Origin of the sequence: Bacteroides sp. B1-V-101 (assembly GCF_023656585.1) — a bacterium.
GTDB classification, from domain to species: domain Bacteria; phylum Bacteroidota; class Bacteroidia; order Bacteroidales; family Bacteroidaceae; genus Bacteroides; species Bacteroides thetaiotaomicron.
Window position 1 is genome coordinate 1 of sequence record NZ_JAMOKH010000045.1, and the last position, 25060, is coordinate 25060.

Here is a 25060-nt window from a genome sequence, read left to right on the forward strand (position 1 = left end):
AAGTAAACCGGAGGCAGGAATAATAAATAATAAAGTAAACAGCTGCCAGGGTTAGTAATATTTCTAGTCAACACATAGCAGCTATTAGAGATAAACAAGTCAACCATTATTAGGGAAGTACATCCTATTCTGTCCGACACATAATGAACACTCTAGTATAATAAGTTTCCATACGCTGGAACCAATGTTTTCAAGCGTCCGAAACTTTGGTTTCAAGGCTTTGAAACTTTAGTTTCAAGCTGATGAAACTTTAGTTCCAAGCTGGAGAAACTTTAGTTCCAAGCTGGAGAAACAAAAGTTCCAAGCTGGAGAAACAAAAGTTCCAAGCTGGAGAAACAAAAGTTTCAAACGGGAGAAACTAAAAAGCTCTATATAGAACAACAAACAGACCATAAGGAACCATTGAAAACAAGGCAGTGTGACAGCAAAATTTGCCGTCACACTGCCGTCACCTACTGCCGTCACCTCATTAATCACTCATATTCAAGATATTACCCCCAACAAAGTGACAGATGACAGCAATTTATAGTTTTTATTTTTATAGAGAGACTAGCTGACACGTAAGTATATCATAAGAATGTTAATCCAATTGTTACGGATGGCAGAATTTTTTCTTTTTCAAACTTTGTATAAAGGCTAAATTCTATTCGCTCATCATTGCAAAGAAATGATTAAATGGCTACTTATTTCCCGGAAACAACCCGTATGCTTTCCGTTTCTGTTCCATCAGCTGCCTGGTTCTTTCTCTATGCGGTGATTTTCTATTAGTCTTTCTTCCCAGATAAAAAGGGAATCCGAATCCGACACTTACATTCAGAGCACGGGCGAATGTAGAACTTTTATAGGCTCCTCTCTCCACCTTTTCTCCCGTATAAAGGTTTGTTACATATTTACGATAAGTAAATCTCCCCAATGGCTGTATATAATTGACATTCAACAGTAAAAAACAATTTCGACTGAGCTTATAGTTGGCGGTAATACCTGCCGAAAGAATAAAAGCATCGATACTCTCACTGCCATAATTACTTTCATCATCCCCTCTATACTCTATTCTATATAATTCATTTCCTCCTTTTTTCTTTAGTTCCGCACAAACACGCTGATAGGAAATGCTATTCACACCAATCCCCAAACGAGGATAAAAAGCCCAATGGGAATTTTCAAAGCGATAAGCAACACCAAAATCCAGACAGAGATTAACGTCCGGCTTTTGCGTTCCCGGTATGAGATTATTCACATAATAATCCGCTTCGACTGCATGGACTAATTCAGTATAACAATCCCGCCTATATTTCACGGGAATCCCCAAACGGATATTCGTATACCATCCCCATTTACGCGAAAAGAAATGTTGCAAACGAAGGCTGATAGCAGGAAATACAGATTTCTGATCCGACATTGCCGTGAACATATTTCCCTTCCCCCGATAAGCCAGGTCAAAGTTGGTTCCCACATCCAAGTCTAACTGTAGCAACTTATTCTTGGTAGATGGATCTTTAAGAAACAGACTTTCCTGTGCCTGCGATACAGGCACAACACATGCAGTAAACAATAGCATGGCTAATAAATGTATTTTCTTCATAGACAGCAGATTTAATAGAAAGTAACCGGATCGCTCAGCCGTTCAACCGTTTCACCGCTTTCCATTGTCAGCACTACACGAAAACGGAACTCTCCGCCTGATTGGGGAATGGTCAATAACGCCTTATATATCTTATTTACTTCATCTATCATGGATATAACTCCTCCATTAACAGTAAAATCTGTCTGCTGATCTTAAACAAACGTCTTCGGATAGTCATAAAAGCAGGAAGTGACTTCTGCCCCTGCGGGAAATTCTTCATTAAAAGCTGTTTCCGTAAATATCTGAATCTTTTTGATGCCATCCGATAATACATGGCGAAGATAATGATCGGCGTCATAAGATTCCGGATCTTTTTCCCCCGCATCTGTCAGCAGACGAATCTCCATCATATAAGCTTCTTTGAGAACTTTGTTATCAACAGCCTCCTTAGGTTTCTCACCTGCATTATCCCAATGATATAACTCCACTTCTTTCAAAGTACAGGGAACATCTATCGGTTCAGCCCAATCCTGTTCATCGCAAGTCATGGCTGTCACCACCAGAAACAGTAATGATAGTAGTAGCTGAGTCAAGTGCTTTTTCATACGTATTATTCTATTAGTTTTCACAAAGTTAACCTTTTTCTAATAGAAAAATGCGCCAAAAAGCCTTTTACTGCTTATTGGCGCATTTTTTTCTTGAATTTATATCGGTTAGTCCAGCGTAAACTTCTGAGAGCCGATCAGATTTCCGCCCTCGAAGATATCCAAACGATAGTTTCCGGCATACAAAAACTCTTCCACATCCCAGAATACATTCACGTTCTGTTCCTCACCGTTGTATTCGATATACTTTTTGATGGAGTAAGTCAGTGTACGGTTTTCGTAAGAGAAAGTGTTGGATGCACTCTTGGTCAGTGCGTCATTATCCGGTTTAGTGATACGTATATAGATGGTACGTTCGCCATTCTCTGCCGTAATATTCTTCACGACTGTAAAGCTGATAGCCAGCTTCACGATGTCTTTCACTTTCTTTGCAACCTTCCCCCGTTTATTGCGCGGTTCGATACGGATATTGGTCACATCGAGCTGGGCAGCCAGTGTCACCTTCTTATCCAGATTCTCCTTTTCTTTGGAAAGTGTACTGATTTGCTGTGAAGCAGTGTTGTATTTCTGCGTAACGTCTGCAATCACCTGTTGCTGGCGTTTATTGATTCTGTCCAGTGAGTCTATCTGATTGACGTAGCCTACCAATATCTTACGCAAAGTGGCAAGCTCCTTTTTCAAACGACGGATTTCCGTTGCATTCGAGCTTTTCACGGTACGGAGTTCTTCGAGCAATCGTTGAGTTTTCAATTGTTCCTGCTCCAGCAACAGTGCGAGAGAGTCATTAGTTACCGTAAACTTTAACTCATCATACTTTTGCACAAACTGGCTATACTCATTCTCCAAATCTTCCTTATCCAACTGAAATTCCTGTACCAGCTCGCGATTGGCTTTCTTTTCAGTAAACAACAAATAAGTGATGCCGATAATCGCTATCACCAAAACAGCTACAGCTGCAATAAGAAGGCTTTTTTTGTTCATAGTTCCAATTGTTAATCGATAACGGGCACAAAAGTAATCATTTCGTAACAGAGTAACATAGTCTTGGGCATTTTCTTTAACGAAAATTATTACGGAAAAATTTCTTTAATTAGGATTATCGTTGTAATTTTGTCGCGCTAAAAAGCATGAAATAAATTATCAACTTTTTAAATATATAGTATTATGTCAAAAGTAACCGTAGTAGGCGCAGGTAACGTAGGTGCTACATGTGCAAATGTACTTGCTTTCAATGAAGTAGCAGACGAAGTAGTAATGCTGGACGTTAAAGAAGGCGTTTCAGAAGGTAAAGCAATGGATATGATGCAGACAGCTCAACTGTTGGGTTTCGACACAACTGTAGTAGGCTGCACTAACGACTATGCTCAGACTGCTAACTCTGACGTTGTTGTAATTACTTCAGGTATTCCTCGTAAACCGGGTATGACTCGCGAAGAACTGATCGGTGTAAACGCTGGTATCGTTAAATCAGTGGCAGAAAACATCTTGAAATATTCTCCCAATGCAATCCTTGTTGTTATCTCTAACCCGATGGATACAATGACTTACCTGTCATTGAAAGCTCTGGGCTTGCCGAAGAACCGCATCATCGGTATGGGTGGCGCACTGGACAGCTCTCGTTTCAAATATTTCTTGTCTCAGGCTTTGGGCTGCAACGCCAACGAAGTAGAAGGTATGGTTATCGGTGGTCACGGTGATACTACTATGATTCCTTTGACTCGCTTCGCTACTTACAAAGGTATGCCTGTAACTAACTTCATCTCTGAAGAAAAACTGAACGAAGTGGCTGCTGCTACTATGGTAGGTGGTGCTACTCTGACTAAGTTGCTGGGTACTTCTGCATGGTATGCACCGGGTGCAGCAGGAGCATTCGTAGTTGAATCTATCCTTCACGACCAAAAGAAGATGATCCCTTGTTCAGTATATCTGGAGGGAGAATACGGTGAATCAGACATTTGCATCGGTGTTCCTGTAATCCTTGGCAAGAACGGTATCGAAAAGATCGTTGAACTGGATCTGAACGCTGACGAAAAAGCTAAGTTCGCTGCCAGCGCAAAAGCTGTTCACGGAACAAACGCTGCTTTGAAAGAAGTAGGTGCTCTGTAATTAGCAATCCCCTTACATTTATATAAGCTAAGAAAGGCTGTCCTTCGCTATGAGGGACAGCCTTCTTTCTTTTCTATCCAATAGTTGTCATTCACTCTTTACATTCTGAGAAACCCACATTCCAATGTCCTGTTTACTCAAAGCAGCCGCCATAAGGTCCGGAAACTTATCGGGAGTACAGGCAAATGTCGGCACCCCTATGGAAGCGAGAAACTCAGCATGCCCCTTGTCGTAGGACGGAGCACCGTCATCGTTCAACGCCGGAAGGACAATCAACTGCACACCGCTATTGACCAACGAGACAAATTTCTTTCTCATTTCTCTGGAGTCTCCTCCTTCGTAAAGGTCAGTCACCAACACCATCACCGTGTCCTGCGGACGGGTAATGACTCCCTGACAATAAGTCAGCGCACGGGCTATATCGGTTCCTCCCCCGAGCTGTACCCCGAAAAGCAGATCCACGGGATCTTGCAAATCATCCGTCAGATCAACGACTGCCGTATCAAAAACCACCATACGGGTAGATACCACCGGAATGGATGCCAACACAGAACCGAATATGCCGGAATAAATGACCGACGTCCCCATAGAACCGCTTTGATCCAGACACAGGATAATGTCTTTCATCGCTTTCCGTTTACGCCCGTAGCCAATACGGATTTCGGGAATAATCGTCTTATAGTCCGGTTGGTAGTTTTTCAGGTTCTTGGTAATGGTCGTTTTCCAATCTATCTCATTGTAACGCGGGTTCCTGCGACGGCTGGAACGGTTCAAAGCACCGGTTACCGCCTGTTGCGTAGGAGCCGACAGTTTGCGAAGCAACTCCTCAACCACCTTGCGGACTACCTGGCGTGCCATCTCCTTATTCTTTTCAGGAATCACCCGGCTTAACGACATCAGGGTGGCAACCAGATGAACATCGGGGACGACCGTTTCCAGCATTTCTTTTTCGGTAAGCAGACTGGTCAGATTCAGACGTTTTATAGCATCCCGCTGAATCACTTGTACCACTGTCTGCGGAAAGAACTCACGGATATCTCCAAGCCATCGGCTTACTTTGGGAGCCGAGGAACCCAGCCCCCCTCTTCTGTCACTATCATATACAGCTTCCAGAGAATGGTCTATCCGCTGTTCTTCCAGATTCAATGTCACGCCTGTACCGTCAGCCTCATCGCCGCCCAGTATCAGACGCCACCTTTTCAGTAATTCTTCTTCCATCTTCTTTCCTTTACTTTGTTTCCAGTCCCAATAATTGACGAATCACGGGGATTACCTTCTTTGCTTCTTCCCGATTCAGACACTCATTCTCCGTTACCGAAGCTCCTACGGCAGATGATGTGCCCGTAGAATCCGTACGACGGGCTTTCTCACCCAGCTTACGGCGTTCGGCAGAGGTAAATTCGCTGAAAGTACGCCTCAATACAGGCAACAATTCCATAAATGTTTCTTTGTCCTGCGAACATACCCAGTTATTCACCAAATTCCAGAGACGGTCGTCCAGCAACAGGATCGAACCGGATGAACGCAAAAAGCCTTCGAACCAGTATGCCATATCTGCCGGAGCATTGCCAACAGAAGAATAAAAACTAAGTGTCGTCTCCATCTCCTCTGCGGAGATTTCCCCTTTGTCATTCAGCAGACGGGTAGCATAACCGGACAACAACGGATGCACATTGGCAGAAGAACGTACCTGACCGATGAAATTGCGCCACATCAGGTTCAGTTCTTCCCGATTCAGAATGGAGAGCGCATAGTCCGTGGCAACCAATTTATTCAGAAGATCACCGGCAGCCTCTTCATCGATATTGATACACACCAATACACCACCCGCAAGAATACGGGCAATCATGGCTTCGAGCATATCACCGACCTTCGAGAAATCAAGATCACGCACGTTTCCGTAACGGACGATATTCACCAGATCGGGGACCGCCTCCATCATTTCCAGAATATCGGTAGAAGCAGCCGAAAGACGGTCCAACTGTACGGTCATCGCTTCTACCAGCACCGGAAGATCGGCGGGGAGGACCGTACTCAACAAAGCTGTCAGTTCCGGGATATGCTGAATCTCCGCCATCTGTTTCAACAGATATTTCTGCGTAGCTTCCATCACCGTGTTTCCCCAGATAGCCCGTTCAATGATTTGGATGATTTGTTCCGGTTTGTGATACAAGGTCCATTTTTCCTTGAAAGTACCTTTCCCGTCTATCCGTCCGAGGATAGTCCAGTCGATGCCCAGCAGTTGCAGGCGATGGAAGAAGATACTTCGCTCCAGATCATTCGGCTTGCGGAGGTCTAATATCAGTTCTTTGATCTCGGCGGTGAACGGAACACGCAGACGTTTCTGTATTTTCTCCACGTCTACCAGCAGAGGTACTTTGGGAACGTCATCAGGTACACTTCCCAAGCGGTTGCTGATGATCAGTTCTTCTTTGATAATCTGCAACAAAATATCATCTCCGAAGCCCATCACCGTAGTGACAGCTTCGTTATATTCATTCAGAGAAGGATAAGGCAGATCTCTCAAAGCAGCCGTCACCTGTGCCAGACGGACGGTTTCAATAACATGGGCTACCGAGATATCCATATTCTTCTGCCGCAACAGAGAGGCGATCCGGCTCACCCAAAGCGTGCCATCATCCTCCGGATGATGCCAGAGATAATGATACCAGCCCGGAGATTCGATTCCCGCACCGTACCCGCTGCGGAAAGCAAGCCGGTCATACGTCCACGGAATCCATGTACATTCTACCTTTACTTTGGGAAGTCCCTTCAGTAGTTCATTATCGTCCTTTACTTTGGGCATATCGTCCAGTGCGGGTACATGCCATGCACCACAGACGACGACAATGCGTTCGAAATTCTCCTTCTGTGCCGCACGTATCATTTTACGCATCCACGCTTCACGTATCAGGTCACGCGGAGAGGTGTGCCCCGGAAGTTCTTCCCGGAGAGCAGTCACAGCTTCTTGTACCGCCTGAAAAATATCGGCAGGTTCTTGCCGGTGTTCAATCATAGTTTCCCACCAGGATTCACCATCAGTAAATCCTGCGGCATGAGCCAGCCAGTCGAACGGGTCGCCGGCTTCTGCGACTTCAGCGGTCGTTTCCGTCTCCTGTTCAGAGGTCTTTTGTGCCCGAAGAGCCAGCGAATAGATCAGAGGTAAGTCGAAAAAGCGGAAAGGTATCCGGTTCTGTACGGCATAACGCATCGCCTGCCACTCGGGCGAGAACTCCGCAAAAGGGTAGAACACTGCATTCTGAGGCTCGTCCGGCTGGTATGCCAGCAAAGCTACCGGAGGCGTCATCTGCGGATTTTCCACACAGGCCAGCAGCGCTTCGGCTTCTGCCGGACCTTCTACCAGAATCAGATCCGGTTGCAGTTCCTGCAAGTAGTTCAGCACATTGCGGCACGAGCCGGGACCGTGATGCCTGATGCCTAGTAAATGAATAGCCATTTCTTCCTTTCTTTTTAAATCATATCCCTTGAAGCACGGTAAATATCTTTCCAGCCGTCCCGATTCTTCACGACCGTTTCCATATATTCCTGCCAAACGACTTTATCCTGTACGGGGTCTTTGACCACTGCACCCAAAATACCGGATACGAGATCTTCAGCATGAATTTCTCCGTCACCGAAATAACCTGCCATCGCCAGTCCGTTGTTTACCACCGAAATAGCCTCTGCCGTGCTAAGCGTTCCGCTCGGAGTCTTCAGTTTCGTCTTACCGTCGGCAGTAGCACCCTGACGAAGTTCACGGAAGATAGTAACGACACGGCGAATCTCCTCCAGAGCAGGCTTTTCAGCCGGGAGCTGCATTACTTTCTCAAAACTCTCTACCCGTCGGCGCACAATATCTATTTCTTCATCAATAGAATCCGGCAAGGGAAGAATGACCGTATTGAAACGGCGCTTCAAGGCGCTTGACAGATCATTGACTCCCTTATCCCGATTATTAGCAGTAGCGATGATATTGAAACCGCGGATTGCCTGTACTTCTGTATTCAGCTCCGGGATGGGCAATGTCTTTTCAGAAAGAATGGTGATCAGTGTATCCTGCACATCGGAACCGATGCGTGTCAGCTCCTCAATACGGCCTATCTTACCTTCCTGCATAGCTTTCATTACCGGAGTTTGCACCAATGCCCCCACACTCGGACCTTCCGCCAGCAAACGGGCATAGTTCCATCCATAACGGATCGCTTCTTCACCGGTGCCGGCCGTACCCTGTACTATCAAAGTGGAATCACCGGAAATAGCAGCGGCAATATGCTCGCTCACCCAGCTTTTCGCAGTTCCGGGCAGTCCGTAAAGCAGCAGCGCACGGTCGGTGACAAGGGTTGCCACAGCTATTTCCATCAGACGACGGTTACCTATATATTTAGGAGAAACTTCAAACCCGTTTTTCAATTTACCGCCCATCAGGTAGGTAACCACTGACTGCGGAGACATCTCCCAATTCTCCGGAACGGGATTTGTTTCATTCTGTTTCAACTCGTGAAGTTCTTCTGCAAATTGCTGTTCAGCATGTTGTCTTAATAAAGTGCTCATATCTTTTTTCTGTTTTTATTAGTCATTATTTAATAAGGTATCTATTCTCTGCTTCAAATCCATGTATTCCATCATCAACCGACAAAAACGGGTGGAGGTATTATTCTCCTGTGCGGCCGTTGCAAGCGCTGTCTGTTCGATGAATTTTCTCATCTCGGACGGGAAGTATAATGCCAGTCGTTCGGCTGTCTCCTTAGGAAGATAGTAATTATTCCGAAGTATCCGCTGGAATACACGAGTGGAGAATTTCATTCCCCATCCGATGCCGTCTTCGTTGAACCAGCTATCCGGAATATAGCCGCCTCTCTCCGACTGAAAAGCTATTTCCTCACGTTGGGAGGAAGGCAATAACCCCATCAACGCGTCCGCCATTTTTTCATCCGCATTCTCCTTCAAGGTATAATATGCCCAACCGGAGTCATTGAAATTCAGAATCGGTTTCGACAGGTCGAACAGTTTCTGAAAAGGAGGGTTCTTCGCCAGTTTGCCGGCAGCCTTCTCCGGCGGACAGTCATAAAACTCACTCCAGAAACTTAATGGAACACGTTCCGCCAACTGGCGTAACAAGAAACGATCATCCTTCTCGTTTTTATTGGAACTCACCTCTTCAAGTCCCAGTTTCTTCATTTCAGGGGTAAATTCAATCTTATCATACGACCATCCCAAAAGGAAATTGAAATGTAATTTCCCCCGCAATAATTCTTCGTATATTTTCACCAGTTCGGAGTCCGGCAGGCTACACAATAATCGCCGGGCCGTTTCTTTGACATTACTGCTCCGGTCGGTCGCCACGATCTCTTGCAGGAATGCTTCGTCTGATTTACTCAACCCCCACCGCAAACACTGAATCAGTTCATCCCGATGGGCAGCCGACTCATTCTTCAGTTCGGTCTGCAATAAGGCAAGCCCCTGCTCCGGACTATTTTTCCGCAGATTGGACAACATTCGTTTCCGTTCTTCGTGAGAGGCGGTTTCCCAAGTTTCATTGCCGGATTCTCCCCATACGGGAAATCCCATTTGCGGAAGAAGCCAACGTCCTCTTTGCCCTGTCAGCAGAGACAGCCAGTGCTGTTCCTCATACCTGTAGGGATTATTCCGGTCAAAAGCTCTTCGCAATAAAGTTTGCAGATAGGCAGGAGGGATCAATTTTCCTTTGTCGGCAGCTTTCCGGTAAGCATACAGCAAAAGATACTGATTTTTATTGAGATACAGGGAAGTAAGCAACTCTCCCACTTCACGGAGGAAGTAAGGTTTGTCTTCTTCCGGAGCTTCTGTCACATTGACAACTCCTGCAATGGATTGCGCTTCCACTCCGGCACGTGCAAAGGCAAAGCCCAAAGCGGACTGCTGATAGAAGAGAGCTTCCGCATCCTCTGCTTTCGCCTGAATGTCGCGGAGAGTTTCTTGCAACTCTTCCGGGAAATCAGTCGTTATCAGTTCACGGGTGGCAGTGCCAAGCAATGCCACATTGATGATATGATCAGTTAAGTTCATCTTTCCAAAAATAAAATTCAGATTGATACCAGATTGTTTTCAATTCACAGGAAACGGCGTCTGCCAGCAAAAAAGCCGAGAAGGGTTTTCCGCCTGTTATAGCCAGTATGTCAACACGTGCGGTCTCTTCGATATGCACCGGAACGGCCATACCTCCGGCATCCTGCAGATAGTGCGTATTTCCGCTTGTTACCAGTCTGACATTGTCCACCAAGAGAGGAACTTCCTCCGCAAACGGATGAGTCTGTATAACTGCTCTGTAAGATTGCATGGCAACCGGTATATCGGCACACAATGAAGGCAGGAAGGTACTATCCAGCCATTTCATGTTTTGGGGCAGGGCACGCAAGGCAGCAACGCCCTGATAAAAATACAACTCTCCTTCATAGACACCACCGGGAACCAGATTAAATTCCGGCAACGCTCCGGGAGCCAGAAAGTTTAAATAGAGGGCCATACGGTGACTGGACTTCCCGTACAACCAGAAAGTTTCTGTCCGCAGCTCATTTATCTTCCGGCTTCTGGTATGCAAAACGATCCATTGGTCTGCCACCGGTACACCGGACATCACTTCTTCCTTCGCCTGCGGATATCCTACCTGGGTACGGATTTCCGTTTGCCACTCAGCAGAAAGAGAATCCAGATTCTTATAACTTTCTGTCAGAAGATACAGTTTACTCAATTTGTCGGTAAGCTCATATTTCCAACTGTCTGTATAGTAATTGATTTCCTGTAGCGATCGTAACCTGCCCGCCAATCCGCCGGCCTGCGCATCAATCATCCTGCGGGATATGGGCTCAAATAGTGTATATGCTCTTTCCGGGATATTCAGCAGCCCGTTGCGGAGCAAGTCTTTCATCCAGATCTGAAGGTCATCCATTCCGGCCAGTACCTTCTGATGGCGCACGGCCTGCCTCTTGGCCTGTGCCGCTTCATCCACCGGAGTTTCCGATTTCTCTTTCTGCTCTTTCTTCTCCGCCTTCTCTTCACGTTTGGAGAGCCATGCCGTTACCCAGTCCGGTTCCTCCGCTTCCTTGAAAAGATCAGCATGGGAAGCATACATAAATAAAAGCCCCAACCCATGTTTACACGGAAACTTACGGCTGGGACAAGAACATTTGAATGCAATATTCTTTGTATCAACTACTGTTTGATAAGGCGTTTTTCCACTTCCTTGGCAGTGTCCCCAGATGGCGCGGTCACTATGCTCCAGAAGTACCCACTTAGTCCGGTTCGCCAGCCCTTTTCCTGCTTTGACAGACGCAGCGTCCGGAGCGAGTTGAGTGATTTGTTCTTCTGTCAGATTTAATAACATTATAGTATGTTTATCATGTTTCAAAATGCAAGTATAGCATATTTTCCAAAGAGAAGCATTTAAAAAAAGCTAATTCATTTTGCGTTTTCACAGAAAGCACATACATTTGCATCGTTGTTTATGCAATTATTGTTTAAGTCAACAAGTACAAAAAAATGAACTATTTCAATAAACAATTTATATGATAACGGGGTTATTTAAAAAAGAAGTATCACCTTATTAATATGTAAGATGCGATGAAAAAACTATTTCTTCTGACAATTCTGTTGAGCCTGACTTTTATAGTAAAAGCGCAAAGCTTCCTAAGCCTAGATAGTTGCCGCGCATTAGCTCTTGCCAACAACAAAGATCTGTTGATAAGCAATGAAAAAATAAATGCCGCTCATTATCAGCACAAAGCTGCATTTACCAACTACCTGCCCAGTTTCTCGGCTACGGGAACTTACATGAGAAATCAAAAAGAATTTTCATTATTGAACAATGATCAGAAAGCGGCGCTTTCGGGATTGGGGACCAATTTGGCCGGTCCGATACAACAGACGGCTACAGAGATTGCTACCGCACACCCGGAGTTGAGACCGCTTATCGCTTCTTTAAGTGAAAAGTTAGGAGCTGCCTTGCCCGCCCTCGACCAGGCAGGAAACTCACTGGTGGATGCGCTCCGCACAGATACAAGAAATGTATATGCAGGTGCCATCACGCTGACACAGCCATTATACATGGGCGGCAAAATCCGTGCATATAATAAAATCACAAAGTATGCCGAAGAATTAGCGCAACAGCAACATCAAGGAGGCATGCAGGAGGTTATCATGAGCACTGACCAGGCTTACTGGCAAGTCATATCCTTAGTGAACAAGAAGAAACTGGCCGAAGGCTATCTCAAACTTTTGCAGCAGCTGGACAGCGACGTGGAAAAGATGATTGCCGAAGGAGTTGCCACAAAAGCCGACGGTTTGTCCGTACGTGTGAAAGTCAACGAAGCGGAAATGACACTGACTAAAGTGGAAGACGGATTAAGCCTGGCCCGAATGTTGTTGTGTCAACTATGTGGCATTGATCTCAGCTCTCCTATCACGTTGGCAGACGAAAATATGGAGGACATTCCACTGCTCACACCAGAGACCCACTTCGACATGTCCACCGCTTACGCCAACCGTCCGGAGATACGCAGTCTTGAACTAGCTACTCAGATTTATAAACAGAAAATAAATGTTACCCGCGCCGAACATCTTCCGTCCATTGCGTTGATGGGAAATTATATGGTGACCAATCCTTCCGTATTCAACAGCTTTGAGAATAAATTCAAAGGAATGTGGAATGTGGGCGTTATGGTACAGATACCTATCTGGCATTGGGGGGAAGGCATTTACAAGACCAAAGCCGCCAAGGCAGAAGCACGAATCGCACAATATCAGCTTCAGGATGCGAGAGAAAAGATCGAATTGCAAGTTAACCAATCCGCTTTTAAAGTAAAGGAAGCCAGCAAAAAACTGGTAATGGCAACCAAGAATATGGAAAAGGCTGACGAAAATCTCCGTTATGCCACCTTAGGCTTCAAAGAAGGGGTCATTGTCACCAGCAATGTCCTGGAAGCACAAACGGCATGGCTGTCCGCCCAATCGGAAAAGATTGACGCACAAATCGACGTGAAGCTGACGGAGATTTATCTGAAGAAGTCTTTGGGAACGCTGAAATAATGGACAATTGACAGTTGACAATTGACAATTATAAGACTGAGGTATTCAATCAATTTATCATTCGTAATTTAAAATTCATCAATAATATGGCACCTATAAAATCACAAAACAGCAATATGCTGCTTGCATTTCTTACTTTACTGGGAGTTATTGCCATCGTTGCAGTCGTTGGCTTTTTCATGCTCCGCAAAGGTCCTGAAATTATTCAGGGGCAGGCTGAAGTTACCGAATACCGCGTTTCAAGCAAAGTTCCGGGACGTATACTGGAATTTCGTGTGAAAGAAGGACAAAGCGTAAATGCCGGAGATACACTGGCTATTCTGGAAGCCCCCGATGTAGTGGCTAAAATGGAGCAGGCACGTGCCGCCGAAGCTGCCGCTCAGGCACAAAACGAAAAAGCAATCAAAGGTGCACGTGAGGAACAGATTCAGGCAGCCTATGAAATGTGGCAGAAAGCTCAGGCCGGTGTTACAATTGCCGAGAAATCATACAAGAGAGTCAAGAACCTGTATGAACAAGGAGTGATGCCCGCACAAAAGCTGGACGAAGTAACCGCACAACGCGACGCTGCCATCGCTACTGAGAAAGCTGCCAAAGCACAATATACTATGGCAAAGAACGGTGCGGAACGTGAAGACAAGATGGCTGCCGAAGCGTTGGTGAACCGTGCCAAAGGAGCTGTTGCCGAAGTAGAATCTTACATTAAGGAAACCTATCTGATTGCTCCGGCTGCCGGAGAAGTTTCCGAGATTTTCCCGAAAGTAGGCGAACTGGTAGGCACAGGTGCTCCTATCATGAACATAGCCGAACTCAATGATATGTGGGTGACTTTCAACGTACGCGAAGACTTGCTCAAAAACCTGACTATGGGAGCAGAATTTGAAGCTGTTGTTCCCGCGCTGGATAATAAAACAGTCAGACTCAAAGTATACTATCTGAAAGACTTAGGTACTTACGCCGCCTGGAAAGCAACCAAAACTACCGGTCAGTTCGACCTGAAGACATTTGAAGTCAAAGCTTCTCCGATGGAAAAAGTGGAAAATCTTCGTCCGGGTATGTCCGTTATCATTAACAAATAATCATGAAAGAGAGAAAGAAGAAATATGTAGCCTTATGGCAAGTCATGCAGAGGGAGTGCAGGCGGTTAGTATCACGCCCGCTCTATCTCTTTTGCATGGTCATCGCTCCATTGTTCTGCTACCTATTTTTCACGACCCTGATGGATTCGGGACTTCCGCAGAATCTTCCGGCGGGCGTGGTAGACATGGACGACTCGTCTACTTCACGCAACATTGTCCGCAATCTGGATGCTTTCTCGCAAACAGGTGTCGTAGCTCATTACAGCAATGTGACGGATGCGCGTATCGCTGTGCAGGAAGGCAAGATCTACGGTTTCTTCTATATCCCGAAAGGCTTGTCGGCAGAGGCACAAAGCCAACGGCAGCCCAAAATCTCTTTCTACACCAATTACTCCTATCTGATTGCAGGTTCTTTACTATTCAGAGACATGAAAATGATGGGAGAACTCACCGCCGGCTCTGCGGCTAGGAGCGTACTGTACGCCAAAGGGGCTACGGAAGATCAGGCAATGGGGTTCCTGCAACCGATCGTGATTGACACGCATCCACTGAACAATCCGTGGCTGAACTATTCGGTATACCTGTGCAATACACTGATACCGGGAGTACTCATGTTGCTCATCTTCATGGTCACCGTTTATTCTATTGGTGTAGAAATCAAAGACCGCACTGCCCGTGAATGGTTGCGGATGAGCAACAACTCCATTTACATCGCACTGGCAGGCAAACTGCTTCCGCATACGGTGGTCTTTTTCATAATGGGGATATTCTATAATGTATACCTGTATGGTTTTCTGCATTTCCCCTGCAATAGTGGCATCTTCCCGATGATATTCGCCACGCTCTGCCTTGTATTGGCATCCCAGTGTTGCGGCATCGTCATGATAGGTACACTGCCTACACTCCGCCTCGGATTAAGTTTTGCCTCCTTGTGGGGAGTGATTTCATTCTCCATCTCCGGTTTTTCTTTTCCGGTGATGGCAATGAATCCTGTTTTGCAGGCCTTGAGCAACCTGTTTCCGTTACGTCATTATTTCCTGATTTATGTAGATCAGGCGCTCAACGGATACAGCATGGCTTACTCATGGTCCAACTATATGGCATTATTAATATTCATGATGCTTCCCTTCTTTGTGGTTCACCGCTTGAAAGAAGCATTGGTTTACTATAAATACATACCCTGATGAAAGATATAAAATTTAAAGACAAGATAGCCCAAGGCATCAACGACCTGTTTTATATCTGGAAACGAGAGTTTCAGACAACTTTCCGCGACCAGGGGGTACTGATTTTCTTTATCCTCGTCCCACTGGGCTATCCGTTACTGTACAGCTTTATCTATGACAATGAAGTGGTACGAGAAGTTCCGGCCGTTGTAGTCGATGACTCTCATTCATCCCTGAGCCGCGAATATCTCCGGAAGGTGGATGCCACACCGGACATTCAGATTGTTGCCTATTGTGCCGATATGGAAGAAGCCAAGCAAATGCTGAAGAACCGGCTTGCATACGGCATCATCTATATCCCATCTGATTTCAGCGACAACATCGCCAAAGGAAAACAGACGCAAGTCAGTATCTATTGCGACATGAGCGGATTGCTGTACTATAAATCCATGCTGATCGCCAATACGGCCGTATCACTGGATATGAATAAAGATATAAAGATCGCGCGTAGCGGGAACACGACCGAGCGACAGGACGAAATCACCGGTTATCCGATAGAATATGAAGAGATTTCCATCTTTAATCCTACAGCCGGTTTTGCCGCTTTCCTGATTCCTGCCGTATTGGTACTGATCATACAGCAGACACTATTGCTCGGAATCGGACTGGCAGCAGGAACTGCCCGGGAAAACAACCGGTTTAAAGACCTTGTTCCCATCAACCGGCATTATAACGGAACGTTGCGAATTGTACTTGGCAAGGGGCTAAGTTACTTCCTTGTGTACGTACTGGTATCATTTTACGTGCTGCATATCGTGCCAAGACTATTCAGCCTCAACCAAATCGGGCAACCCGGTTCACTGGTATTATTCGTCGCCCCCTATCTGGCGGCCTGCATTTTCTTTGCAATGACCACCTCCATCGCCATTCGCAACCGGGAAACCTGTATGCTGATTTTTGTATTCACCTCCGTACCGTTGCTGTTTATTTCCGGTATTTCGTGGCCGGGAGCTGCCATTCCTCCGTTCTGGAAATATGTTTCTTACATTTTCCCGTCCACATTCGGCATCAACGGCTTTGTGAAGATCAATAATATGGGAGCTACCTTAAGCGAAGTCGCCTTTGAATACAAAGCTTTGTGGATACAGGCAGGCGTTTATTTCCTCACCACTTGCTGGGTATACCGCTGGCAAATACTGATGAGCCGGAAACACGCCATAGAGAGATATAAAGAACTGAAAGAAAAAGAGAATCTGGCCAAACAGATGACCGATTGAGACAATTAAGAGAGAGAGAGTTTAGTACGATGTGTGCTTCTTCGGAAGTATACATCGTTTTTCTTTATAGGAAGAGAAATTTCTTTATGGGAGGAAATGAAAAAGTCCTCCGCTCCATCTATTGGGCAGAGGACTTTATGAATGGTATTATAAAGAGAATATAATTCAATTAGAATTTGTAACCTACTCCGATAGAGAAGTTGATGTTCTTAGGAGAGCCGTCACCATCGTACATCTTAACTAATCCGAATTCACCGGATAAGTCAACAAAGAACCGATTGATTTCATAAGCAACGCCCATACCTAGACCAAAATCAAATCTTTTCGCTGCATCATCACCAAAGAAATCACTTTTAACGCCAGCTATCTTGTATTTACCGGCAATACCACATGCCAGATACGGACCGGCTTTTACAACTACATTTTGACCGTCTACCACAGCAAATCTTGCAGCAGCCATTACCGGCAGTTCCAGGTACATCGGATTAGCCTTGATATCACCCAGTTTTGCACCTTTCTGAGTAAACATCAACGAAGGCTGAATAGACCACATATCAGTAAACTGATACTCCATTCCCACTCCAACATTAAAACCTACTCTCATGTCCGTATCAGCGTCTCCTGTGAAATTACTCATGTTCATACCTACTTTAGCATTCCAGGAAATCTGAGAATAAGAAACGATAGAAACAAGTGCAAACAGCACAAAAATCAAACCTTTTTTCATATCAGTCATTTTTTAGTTTGCCTCCCTCCTCCCTCCGGGCTGCATAGTTAATAGCTTCATTATCGAGTACGGGGAATCTTTCAAGCTTTGCTTTGTGTTGAAACGCACTCTCCTTTTATTAACATACGTTTTATACTCTACAAAAGTATTTCATTTATTTTATATAAAAAAGCCACGATAGGCTTTTTGTTCACCTAAATGTCCTAAAGATTGCTTATTTGGATGAATATAACGTTTATCCACATTATTTTCATGCTTACGAGAATCAGGGGCTTTTACCCACAAATCACCCCATCCCAAACAGGCATTTACAATATTTAACCGACTAGCTATTGCTTTATTACGAAATATTCGTAGCTTTGCGAAAGAATCGTAATTAAACATCATCTCCATGGAAAAGTTAACTATACAAGAAGAAGAAGTAATGATCTACATTTGGGAGTTACAAGACTGTTTCGTAAAGGACATCGTATCCAAGTTTCCGCAACCGGCACCACCTTATACCACCGTTGCGTCCATCGTGAAAAATCTCGAACGGAAAGGATACGTTAAATCGAAACATATAGGGAACACCTACCAGTATACTCCCTCTATTCGTGAAAATGAATACAAACGCCACTTCATGAGTGGAGTTGTCCGCAACTATTTCGAGAACTCCTATAAGGAAATGGTTTCTTTCTTTGCAAAGGACCAGAAGATATCTACGGATGACCTTAAGGACATTATCGACCTGATAGAGAAAGGAAAAGAAAAATAAACTGAAACTTTATCGATATGACTCCGGAACTTGCCTATTTCTTAAAGATAAACGTAGCCATCGCATTGTTCTACGCTTTCTATCGGTTGTTTTTTCATAAAGACACCTTCTTCCACTGGCGACGGACCGCTCTGTTATGCTTCTTTGGCATCTCTCTGCTCTATCCCTTACTGAATATTCAAGAGTGGATAAAGGAGCAGGAGCCGATGGTGGCAATGGCAGATCTTTATGCTACGATCATACTTCCGGAGCAAATCATCGAGGCACCACAGGAAACAACGGCCAATTGGCAGGAGCTAATCCCACAAATTCTGGGATTTATCTACTGGACCGGTGTATTACTTCTTACCCTACGCTTCCTGATCCAGCTGGGCAGTATCATACGATTGCATTTCCTATGCCCGAAAAGCACGATACAAGGATCACGTGTACACATATTGAAGAAAGGTACAGGACCCTTTTCCTTCTTCCACTGGATATTCATACATCCGGAATCGCATACAGAATCTGAGATCAGCGAAATAATCACGCATGAAGAGACTCATGCCCGCCAATATCACTCAGCAGATGTACTCGTCAGTGAGATCATGTGTACTTTCTGCTGGTTCAATCCCTTCGTCTGGCTGATGAAACGGGAAGTCAGAGGTAATCTGGAATACATGGCAGATCACCGGGTATTAGAGACGGGACATGATAGTAAATCATACCAGTACCACTTGCTGGGACTGGCACATCACAAGGCTGCAGCAAATTTATCTAATAGTTTCAATGTTTTACCACTTAAAAATCGTATCAAAATGATGAATAAACGAAGAACCAAAGAAATAGGAAGGACTAAATATCTGATGTTCCTTCCCTTGGCTGCCTTGTTGATGATTATCAGCAACATCGAAGTAGTAGCTCGTACAACGAAAGAATTTGCCAAAGAAATGATGGCAGCACCGGAAGAACAAGGTGTTTCGCAAACCGAACTCGCCAATGGTCCGGAACTTCCCGATGGAATGACGGGAGTAGCGACATTACAGGATAAAAAAGGAACACAGAAAACAAAAGAGGTAGCTCCTCCTCCCCCTCCGGCACCCGTTAAAAGTGCTACTGTAAATGATTCTGTCGTATTTGAAGTTGTAGAAGAAATGCCCGACTTCCCCGGTGGACAATCAGCACTGATGGAATATCTCGCCAAGAATATCAAATATCCGGCAACAGCTCATGAAAATGGAAAGCAAGGACGTGTGATTGTGATGTTCGTAGTCAAAAAAGACGGTAGCATTTCCGACGTTAAAACAGTTCGAGGCGTAGACCCCTATCTTGACAAGGAAGCTGAACGAGTGATTGCTGCCATGCCTAATTGGAAACCCGGCAAGCAAAGAGGACAAGCTGTGAACGTAAGATTTACGGTTCCCGTAACTTTCCGTCTGTCCGGTCCGGAACCTGCAAAACCGGCAGAAACACCCGAAGCAGTAGCAATAGAAAAGTTTGAAGAGGTCGTAGTGGTGGGCTATGGTCCTAAAGAAGCCACACCCAATAATGAACCAACTTTCAAAGTCGTAGACGAGATGCCTAAATTTCCCGGAGGACAGGAGGGATTAATGCGCTACTTAGCCAAAAATATAAAATATCCGACTATGGCCCAGCAGAATAAGGAACAAGGAAAAGTGCTGGTCCAGATTGTCATCGGAAAAGACGGTAACGTGTCGAATATAAAAATATTAGAAGGTGCGTCGGCATGGTTGGACGCTGAAGCGATTCGTGTAGTGCGGGGTATGCCTAAGTGGGAACCGGGAAAACAGAACGGACAAGCCGTTGCCGTAGAATATACATTCCCTATTACATTCCGACTTCAATAAGCAAAACCGGAAATATCATTATTCCCCTAACAAATAAATAACAGAAAAAAGGAGCAATCGTAAGCGATTCCACTCCTTTTTCTGTTTTTGCATAGATTATTACAATAATATGATTACATTTGTTGGAGATAAAAGCCTAATCGTATGAAAAGATTCGCATTAATGATAAGTTTGCTGGTAAGCATACTTTGTATGGCACAAGCTAAAGACAGAATCGTAGAACGTCCTCCCTTTTTAGCTCAGAGTTCCTCAAGTATAGAGGTAGACAAAATTGTCATGAGTGACACAGTCACCACTGTGTATATCAAAGCTTTCTATCGGCCCAAATACTGGATAAAGATCGCAACCGGCAGTGTACTGAAAGACAATAATGGCAACCTATACCCTGTCCGAAAGGGAATCGGCATTACACTGGACAAAGAGTTCTGGATGCCCGAATCCGGTGAAGCCGAATTCCAATTAACTTTCCCACCCATCCCTCAAAACGTGACTTGCCTGGATTTCTCTGAAGGAGACTTTGAGGGAGCATATAAGATATGGGGCATACAGCTGGACAAGAAAACATTCAGCAAGTTCAGACTGCCTAAAGACGTAACAGTCACTAAAGCAGACCATAAAACGACGCTGCCCGAACCTGTTGTTAAATACGCCAAAGCGGTCCTCAAAGGAAGAATCCTTGACTACCAAAAAGGGATGCCCAACAAAGGCAGTCTTTATTTTCAAGATGTAATAAGAGACGAAGCTCAGGAAGGAAAAATCCGCATTCAGGATGACGGAACGTTTTATCATGAGATGAATGTCTTCATGGTCACCCCATGCATGATCAGGTTTCCTTTTGGAGCTGTCAGCTACTTATTGGCACCGGGGGAAACCACTTCAATCGTTATCAATCTTCGCGAAAATGCCCGCAAGCAGTCACATCTTCGCCAAACAGAAAAACCATACGGAAAAGAAATCTATTACGGAGGATATTTGGCCGGAGTACAGCAAGAACTGGCTGATCATCCTATGAGTTTCAGTTTCATTGAAGGCAATAGCTATGAAGAATACCAACAACAGATTAAAAAGCTGAATGGTAAAACAGCAGAAGAATACAAAGCTCAAATACTTGCCCGACTCCCCGAGTTCAGAAAGCAAATCACACAGTCGAAAGAAAGCCCAGCATATAAGGAGATTATTAATACTGACCTCGAATTGTCTGCCGCACTAAAGATTATCGAAACTGAAAGGAACTTGAAATTAGCCCATATCATGACGAATGGACTGGAAGGAGAAAAAGCAAATAAATACTATGCCGAGACTAAGATTGATATTCCGCAAGGATATTATGAAAGTCTTCAGGAGTTCACCTATATCCTTTCACCCAAAGCCAGTTACAACAGCAAATACCCGATACTGTTTGACATCATACGCCGTATAGGCATAGATGATAAGATTCTTAAAAGCCTGAGCAATCATACAGCTACCGGTTACTTAATACAAAATCTTAAAGCACAGGTGATTGGAGTCTCCATGAGAGATCTCAATCCACTTAACGATAAGCAAAAGGCAGAACTGGCAACTATGCCCGCAGCATACAATGAGATGGCTCTGGCTATGAACAATGATCTGCTGAAACAAATAGAAATCAACAAGAAGAAAACAGGATTCACCGTTAATGAGACAGGAGAAGTTTCGAATGAAGATTTATTCCCTTCCATTATCTCCAAATTCCGGGGACATACGCTATTAGTTGATTTTTGGGCAACATGGTGTGGTCCATGCCGGTCTGCCAACAAACAGATTCTCCCGATGAAAAAAGAACTGAAAGACAAAGACATCATCTACCTTTACATCACAGGTGAAACGTCTCCGCTGGGAACCTGGAGAAACATGATTCCTGACATTCACGGAGAACATTTCCGTGTGACGGATGAACAATGGAGCTATCTGCGCGAGAAGTTCAGTATCCGGGGCGTTCCTACTTACTTTGTCATTGACAAAGAAGGAAACATCACTTATAAACAAACCGGATTCCCAGGAGTGGACACCATGAAAGAACAATTGATGAAAGCATTGGAAAAGTAGAATCACCAATCGCAAAGTAACAACAAGCTATACCAATATACGATAAGATAAAACAACCTCCCGATGACAGACAAAAGTACATCATCGGGAGGTTTTATATTTAAAGTAAATAAGAGCACTTATTTGTGCATCTCTACAATCTTAGTCGGTGCCATCTCCACATTCCGGCGATCTACCTGACGAACTACGCTGGCAGCCAATGACAAGAAAGCGCGACCAGTTACCGTATCTTCATCCAGCGCCACCGGAGTACCATTGTCCCCACCTTCGCAGATACTTTGCACAATAGGAATCTGACCGAGCAGAGGTACATTCATTTCTTCTGCCAATTTCTTGGCTCCTTCCTTACCAAAGATATAGTACTTATTCTCCGGCAGTTCGGCAGGTGTAAACCAAGCCATATTCTCAACCAGTCCTAAAATAGGTACATTCACTTTATCATTCGTAAACATATTGATTCCCTTGCGGGCATCCGCCAGCGCTACCGCCTGCGGAGTACTAACAACAATTGCCCCCGTCATTGCCAACGTCTGGACAACGGTCAGATGAATGTCACTTGTGCCGGGAGGAAGGTCAATCAGGAAATAATCAAGATCACCCCAATCGGCATCGCCAATCAACTGCTTCAATGCGTTGCTCGCCATACCGCCACGCCAGAGTGTAGCCTGATCCGGATCAACGAAGAAACCGATAGAAAGCAGTTTCACACCGTATTTCTCTACCGGAATTATCAAGTCACGTCCATCGATCTTTTCCGCATACGGACGGGCATCTTCCACTTGAAACATCTTCGGCATGGAAGGACCGAAAATGTCAGCATCAAGCAAACCGACCTTATAGCCCAACTTAGCCAAAGCCACCGCCAAATTTGCAGATACGGTAGATTTGCCTACCCCTCCCTTACCAGAAGAGATACCAATTATATTCTTTACTTGCGGAAGCAGTTTGCCCACTTCCGGACGGGCTGCCTGCTTGCTTTCCGTTGTTATAGTTACCTGTACATCTGGTGACACATATGTATGGATAGCTGTTTCAGCAGCCTTCAACATTGATTTCATGAACGGATCGGTCGGCTTTTCAAATATCAACGAAAAGCTGACTGCCATGCCATCAATGCGGAGATTGTCGGCGACCATCTCCGCTTCCACCAGATTCTTTCCCGTACCGGGATAACGCACCGTTGCCAGCGCATCCAATATTAATTTCGGATAAAGAGCCATAATTAGTTCAGAATTGAGAGTGGAAAGTTAAGAACTCCACTCAATTACTATTTATTACTTATTACTTGTCACTTATTACTTATCATTTGCTCGTTTGCAGTCCGCTCCGCTTGCTACGGTTATAGCTACGGTACGGATCAAGTTCTATTTCCACATCCGGTTCCTGCAAAACTCCCTCTTGCGGAAGGCGGAACTTGATATATTTGATATTTAAACCACGATCGAGCCATTGTTGTTCATAGTAAGTCTTAATACTCAGGATATCGTCTACCAAATCCGAATGATACAAATCTTCGGTGATAAACTCGACAGGAAACTGATTGGCTTCTATCATGTACTTTGTATAGGTGAACATAAAGTTACTGTCGGTTTTCAGATGGATGATTCCATCCGGTTTCAGGAATTTACGGTAGCGCTCCATGAAGTAAGTGGAGGTCAGACGCTTGGTAGCCTTTTTCATCTGCGGATCGGAGAAGGTCAGCCAGATTTCACTGACTTCACCTGCTGCAAAAAAGCGTTCGATAATCTCGATATTTGTACGCAGGAAAGCGACATTCTTCATTCCTGCCTGCAAGGACTCCGTGGCGCCTGTCCACATTCTGGAACCCTTGATATCAACTGCTATAAAGTTCTTATCGGGAAACATCCGGCCCAGTCCGACGGTATATTCACCCCGTCCGCAACCCAGTTCGAGCACGATCGGATGATCATTTCCGAAAAACTCCTGATGCCATTTTCCCTTCATGTCAAAAGGCACATTATCCACCGCCGAATAAGGATATTCGAACACATGCGGGTAACTCGCCATATCGGCAAACTTCTCTAATTTATTCTTTCCCATCTCATTACTGATTAGGACGCAAAGGTACTTACTTTTGGCGTAAACTACAAAAATAAATGGAGTACAGATTGCTCCGTACTCCATTCTATAGAATGATATTTATTCGCTTATCAGTTTTCTACAGTTACTTCTACATTGATATTAATACCACCCTGCTGAGCTTTCAAATCTTCATAGAAAGCAGCGTGAGATACTTGCATGTAGGGTTGCAAAACGAAGAATCCGATACCGAAAGTAAAGAGGCAAAGGATAGCCCAACCGATGAAGCTCAAATCAAGCAGGAACAATTTCATCTTGTTGCCTTCCATCATTGCCATACTTCTTTCAATGGCAGCATTGTTACACAATTCTGATTCGTCTTTCAAAATATAGTCCGTCATCGCATAAGAATAATGCTTAATGATACCCGGAATCAGCAACAGCAATGACCACAGGAAAGTATAAACAGCCTGCAGCAGTTTAGTAGTCAAGATACGACTATATTCCTGAAATCCTGCGAACAACACTCCCAAATCAACCTCTTCCGCTCCTCTGAATACAGCCAGCATCAAAATAGCAAAGCCGTATGCAACAGGCAGTCCGACCAACAAAGACCCGATCCATCCAATAAAAGGAATGGAAGACAAACCACCGGCGATAGCCGAATAAATAAGAGCAGCAACGGCTGCCATAGGCCACTTTCCACGAAGGGCTTCACGTGCTTGAGCACGCAACTCTGAATTTTGTTTCAACATAGTAATTACG

General features: G+C 44.8%; 20 protein-coding genes and 1 pseudogene. 8 read left to right on the forward strand and 13 right to left on the reverse strand.

Features of this window, described 5'->3' with window-relative positions:
* Positions 1-679: 679 nt before the first annotated feature.
* The 3 genes and pseudogenes from NBH01_RS22495 to NBH01_RS22505 all read right to left on the reverse strand — a co-directional run bounded on the left by NBH01_RS22495 (position 680) and on the right by NBH01_RS22505 (position 3150).
* A complete protein-coding gene (locus tag NBH01_RS22495; RefSeq protein WP_250700316.1) occupies positions 680-1582 on the reverse strand; it encodes a hypothetical protein in 903 nt (300 codons plus the stop codon).
* An 11-nt stretch (positions 1583-1593) separates the two neighbouring features.
* Positions 1594-2169 (reverse strand): annotated as a pseudogene (locus NBH01_RS22500) (DUF5034 domain-containing protein).
* Between the two features lie 108 nt (positions 2170-2277).
* Positions 2278-3150, reverse strand: a complete 873-nt coding sequence (locus tag NBH01_RS22505) for a DUF8429 coiled-coil domain-containing protein (protein WP_008764168.1) — start codon at positions 3148-3150, stop codon at positions 2278-2280.
* Between the two features lie 183 nt (positions 3151-3333).
* Here NBH01_RS22505 and mdh point away from each other — a divergent pair, with 183 nt between their 5' ends.
* The gene (mdh, locus tag NBH01_RS22510) at positions 3334-4275 is read left to right on the forward strand and encodes a malate dehydrogenase (protein ID WP_008760830.1); all 942 of its coding nucleotides are present in this window, start codon (positions 3334-3336) and stop codon (positions 4273-4275) included.
* An 87-nt stretch (positions 4276-4362) separates the two neighbouring features.
* On the opposite strand, the gene NBH01_RS22515 is transcribed toward mdh, so the two are convergent.
* From NBH01_RS22515 to NBH01_RS22535, 5 genes are read right to left on the reverse strand one after another with little or no spacing between them, the layout of a single operon-like run.
* On the reverse strand, positions 4363-5493 hold the full coding sequence (locus NBH01_RS22515) for a vWA domain-containing protein (protein WP_196068127.1): 1131 nt from the start codon (positions 5491-5493) through the stop codon (positions 4363-4365).
* A 10-nt stretch (positions 5494-5503) separates the two neighbouring features.
* The gene (locus NBH01_RS22520; RefSeq protein ID WP_250700320.1) at positions 5504-7732 is read right to left on the reverse strand and encodes a DUF5682 family protein; all 2229 of its coding nucleotides are present in this window, start codon (positions 7730-7732) and stop codon (positions 5504-5506) included.
* A gap of 14 nt (positions 7733-7746) precedes the next feature.
* Entirely contained in the window at positions 7747-8826 is a 1080-nt protein-coding gene (locus NBH01_RS22525; RefSeq protein WP_008760828.1) for an ATP-binding protein, read from the reverse strand.
* 18 nt (positions 8827-8844) lie between these two features.
* Entirely contained in the window at positions 8845-10320 is a 1476-nt protein-coding gene (locus tag NBH01_RS22530; protein ID WP_250700317.1) for a DUF5691 domain-containing protein, read from the reverse strand.
* Complete coding sequence (locus NBH01_RS22535; protein WP_072066393.1) at positions 10307-11635, reverse strand: SWIM zinc finger family protein; 1329 nt, start codon at positions 11633-11635, stop codon at positions 10307-10309. Before NBH01_RS22535 ends, NBH01_RS22530 begins: the two co-directional genes overlap by 14 nt.
* 236 nt (positions 11636-11871) lie before the next feature.
* Here NBH01_RS22535 and NBH01_RS22540 point away from each other — a divergent pair, with 236 nt between their 5' ends.
* The 4 genes from NBH01_RS22540 to NBH01_RS22555 all read left to right on the forward strand — a co-directional run bounded on the left by NBH01_RS22540 (position 11872) and on the right by NBH01_RS22555 (position 16857).
* Positions 11872-13335, forward strand: a complete 1464-nt coding sequence (locus NBH01_RS22540) for a TolC family protein (protein WP_074856055.1) — start codon at positions 11872-11874, stop codon at positions 13333-13335.
* 86 nt (positions 13336-13421) lie between these two features.
* Entirely contained in the window at positions 13422-14414 is a 993-nt protein-coding gene (locus NBH01_RS22545) for an HlyD family secretion protein (RefSeq protein WP_008764160.1), read from the forward strand.
* A gap of 2 nt (positions 14415-14416) precedes the next feature.
* Positions 14417-15598: an ABC transporter permease gene (locus NBH01_RS22550; RefSeq protein WP_008760823.1), complete on the forward strand. Its 1182-nt coding sequence runs from the start codon at positions 14417-14419 to the stop codon at positions 15596-15598.
* Positions 15598-16857, forward strand: a complete 1260-nt coding sequence (locus NBH01_RS22555) for an ABC transporter permease (RefSeq protein WP_011109012.1) — start codon at positions 15598-15600, stop codon at positions 16855-16857. The genes NBH01_RS22550 and NBH01_RS22555 overlap by 1 nt, the downstream gene beginning before the upstream one ends.
* A gap of 169 nt (positions 16858-17026) precedes the next feature.
* On the opposite strand, the gene NBH01_RS22560 is transcribed toward NBH01_RS22555, so the two are convergent.
* Positions 17027-17584, reverse strand: coding sequence for a porin family protein (locus NBH01_RS22560; RefSeq protein WP_008764158.1), 558 nt, complete (start codon positions 17582-17584; stop codon positions 17027-17029).
* Positions 17585-17743: 159 nt separating this feature from the next.
* Positions 17744-17977, reverse strand: a complete 234-nt coding sequence (locus NBH01_RS22565) for a hypothetical protein (protein WP_061473357.1) — start codon at positions 17975-17977, stop codon at positions 17744-17746.
* Between NBH01_RS22565 and NBH01_RS22570 the strand changes: the two genes are divergently transcribed.
* The 3 genes from NBH01_RS22570 to NBH01_RS22580 all read left to right on the forward strand — a co-directional run bounded on the left by NBH01_RS22570 (position 17976) and on the right by NBH01_RS22580 (position 22255).
* A complete protein-coding gene (locus NBH01_RS22570) occupies positions 17976-18341 on the forward strand; it encodes a BlaI/MecI/CopY family transcriptional regulator (protein ID WP_048695148.1) in 366 nt (121 codons plus the stop codon). The two genes, NBH01_RS22565 and NBH01_RS22570, sit on opposite strands and share 2 nt — an antisense overlap.
* A gap of 17 nt (positions 18342-18358) precedes the next feature.
* A complete protein-coding gene (locus tag NBH01_RS22575) occupies positions 18359-20188 on the forward strand; it encodes a M56 family metallopeptidase (protein ID WP_048695150.1) in 1830 nt (609 codons plus the stop codon).
* A 144-nt stretch (positions 20189-20332) separates the two neighbouring features.
* Positions 20333-22255, forward strand: a complete 1923-nt coding sequence (locus tag NBH01_RS22580) for a TlpA disulfide reductase family protein (protein ID WP_250700318.1) — start codon at positions 20333-20335, stop codon at positions 22253-22255.
* Positions 22256-22374: 119 nt separating this feature from the next.
* Here NBH01_RS22580 and NBH01_RS22585 read toward each other — a convergent pair whose 3' ends face one another.
* From NBH01_RS22585 to NBH01_RS22595, 3 genes are all read right to left on the reverse strand, one after another.
* Positions 22375-23475, reverse strand: a complete 1101-nt coding sequence (locus NBH01_RS22585) for an Mrp/NBP35 family ATP-binding protein (RefSeq protein WP_048695156.1) — start codon at positions 23473-23475, stop codon at positions 22375-22377.
* Between the two features lie 82 nt (positions 23476-23557).
* Complete coding sequence (trmB, locus tag NBH01_RS22590; protein WP_008760816.1) at positions 23558-24316, reverse strand: tRNA (guanosine(46)-N7)-methyltransferase TrmB; 759 nt, start codon at positions 24314-24316, stop codon at positions 23558-23560.
* 110 nt (positions 24317-24426) lie between these two features.
* Entirely contained in the window at positions 24427-25050 is a 624-nt protein-coding gene (locus NBH01_RS22595) for a DUF975 family protein (protein WP_016269418.1), read from the reverse strand.
* Between the last annotated feature and the right edge of the window lie 10 nt (positions 25051-25060).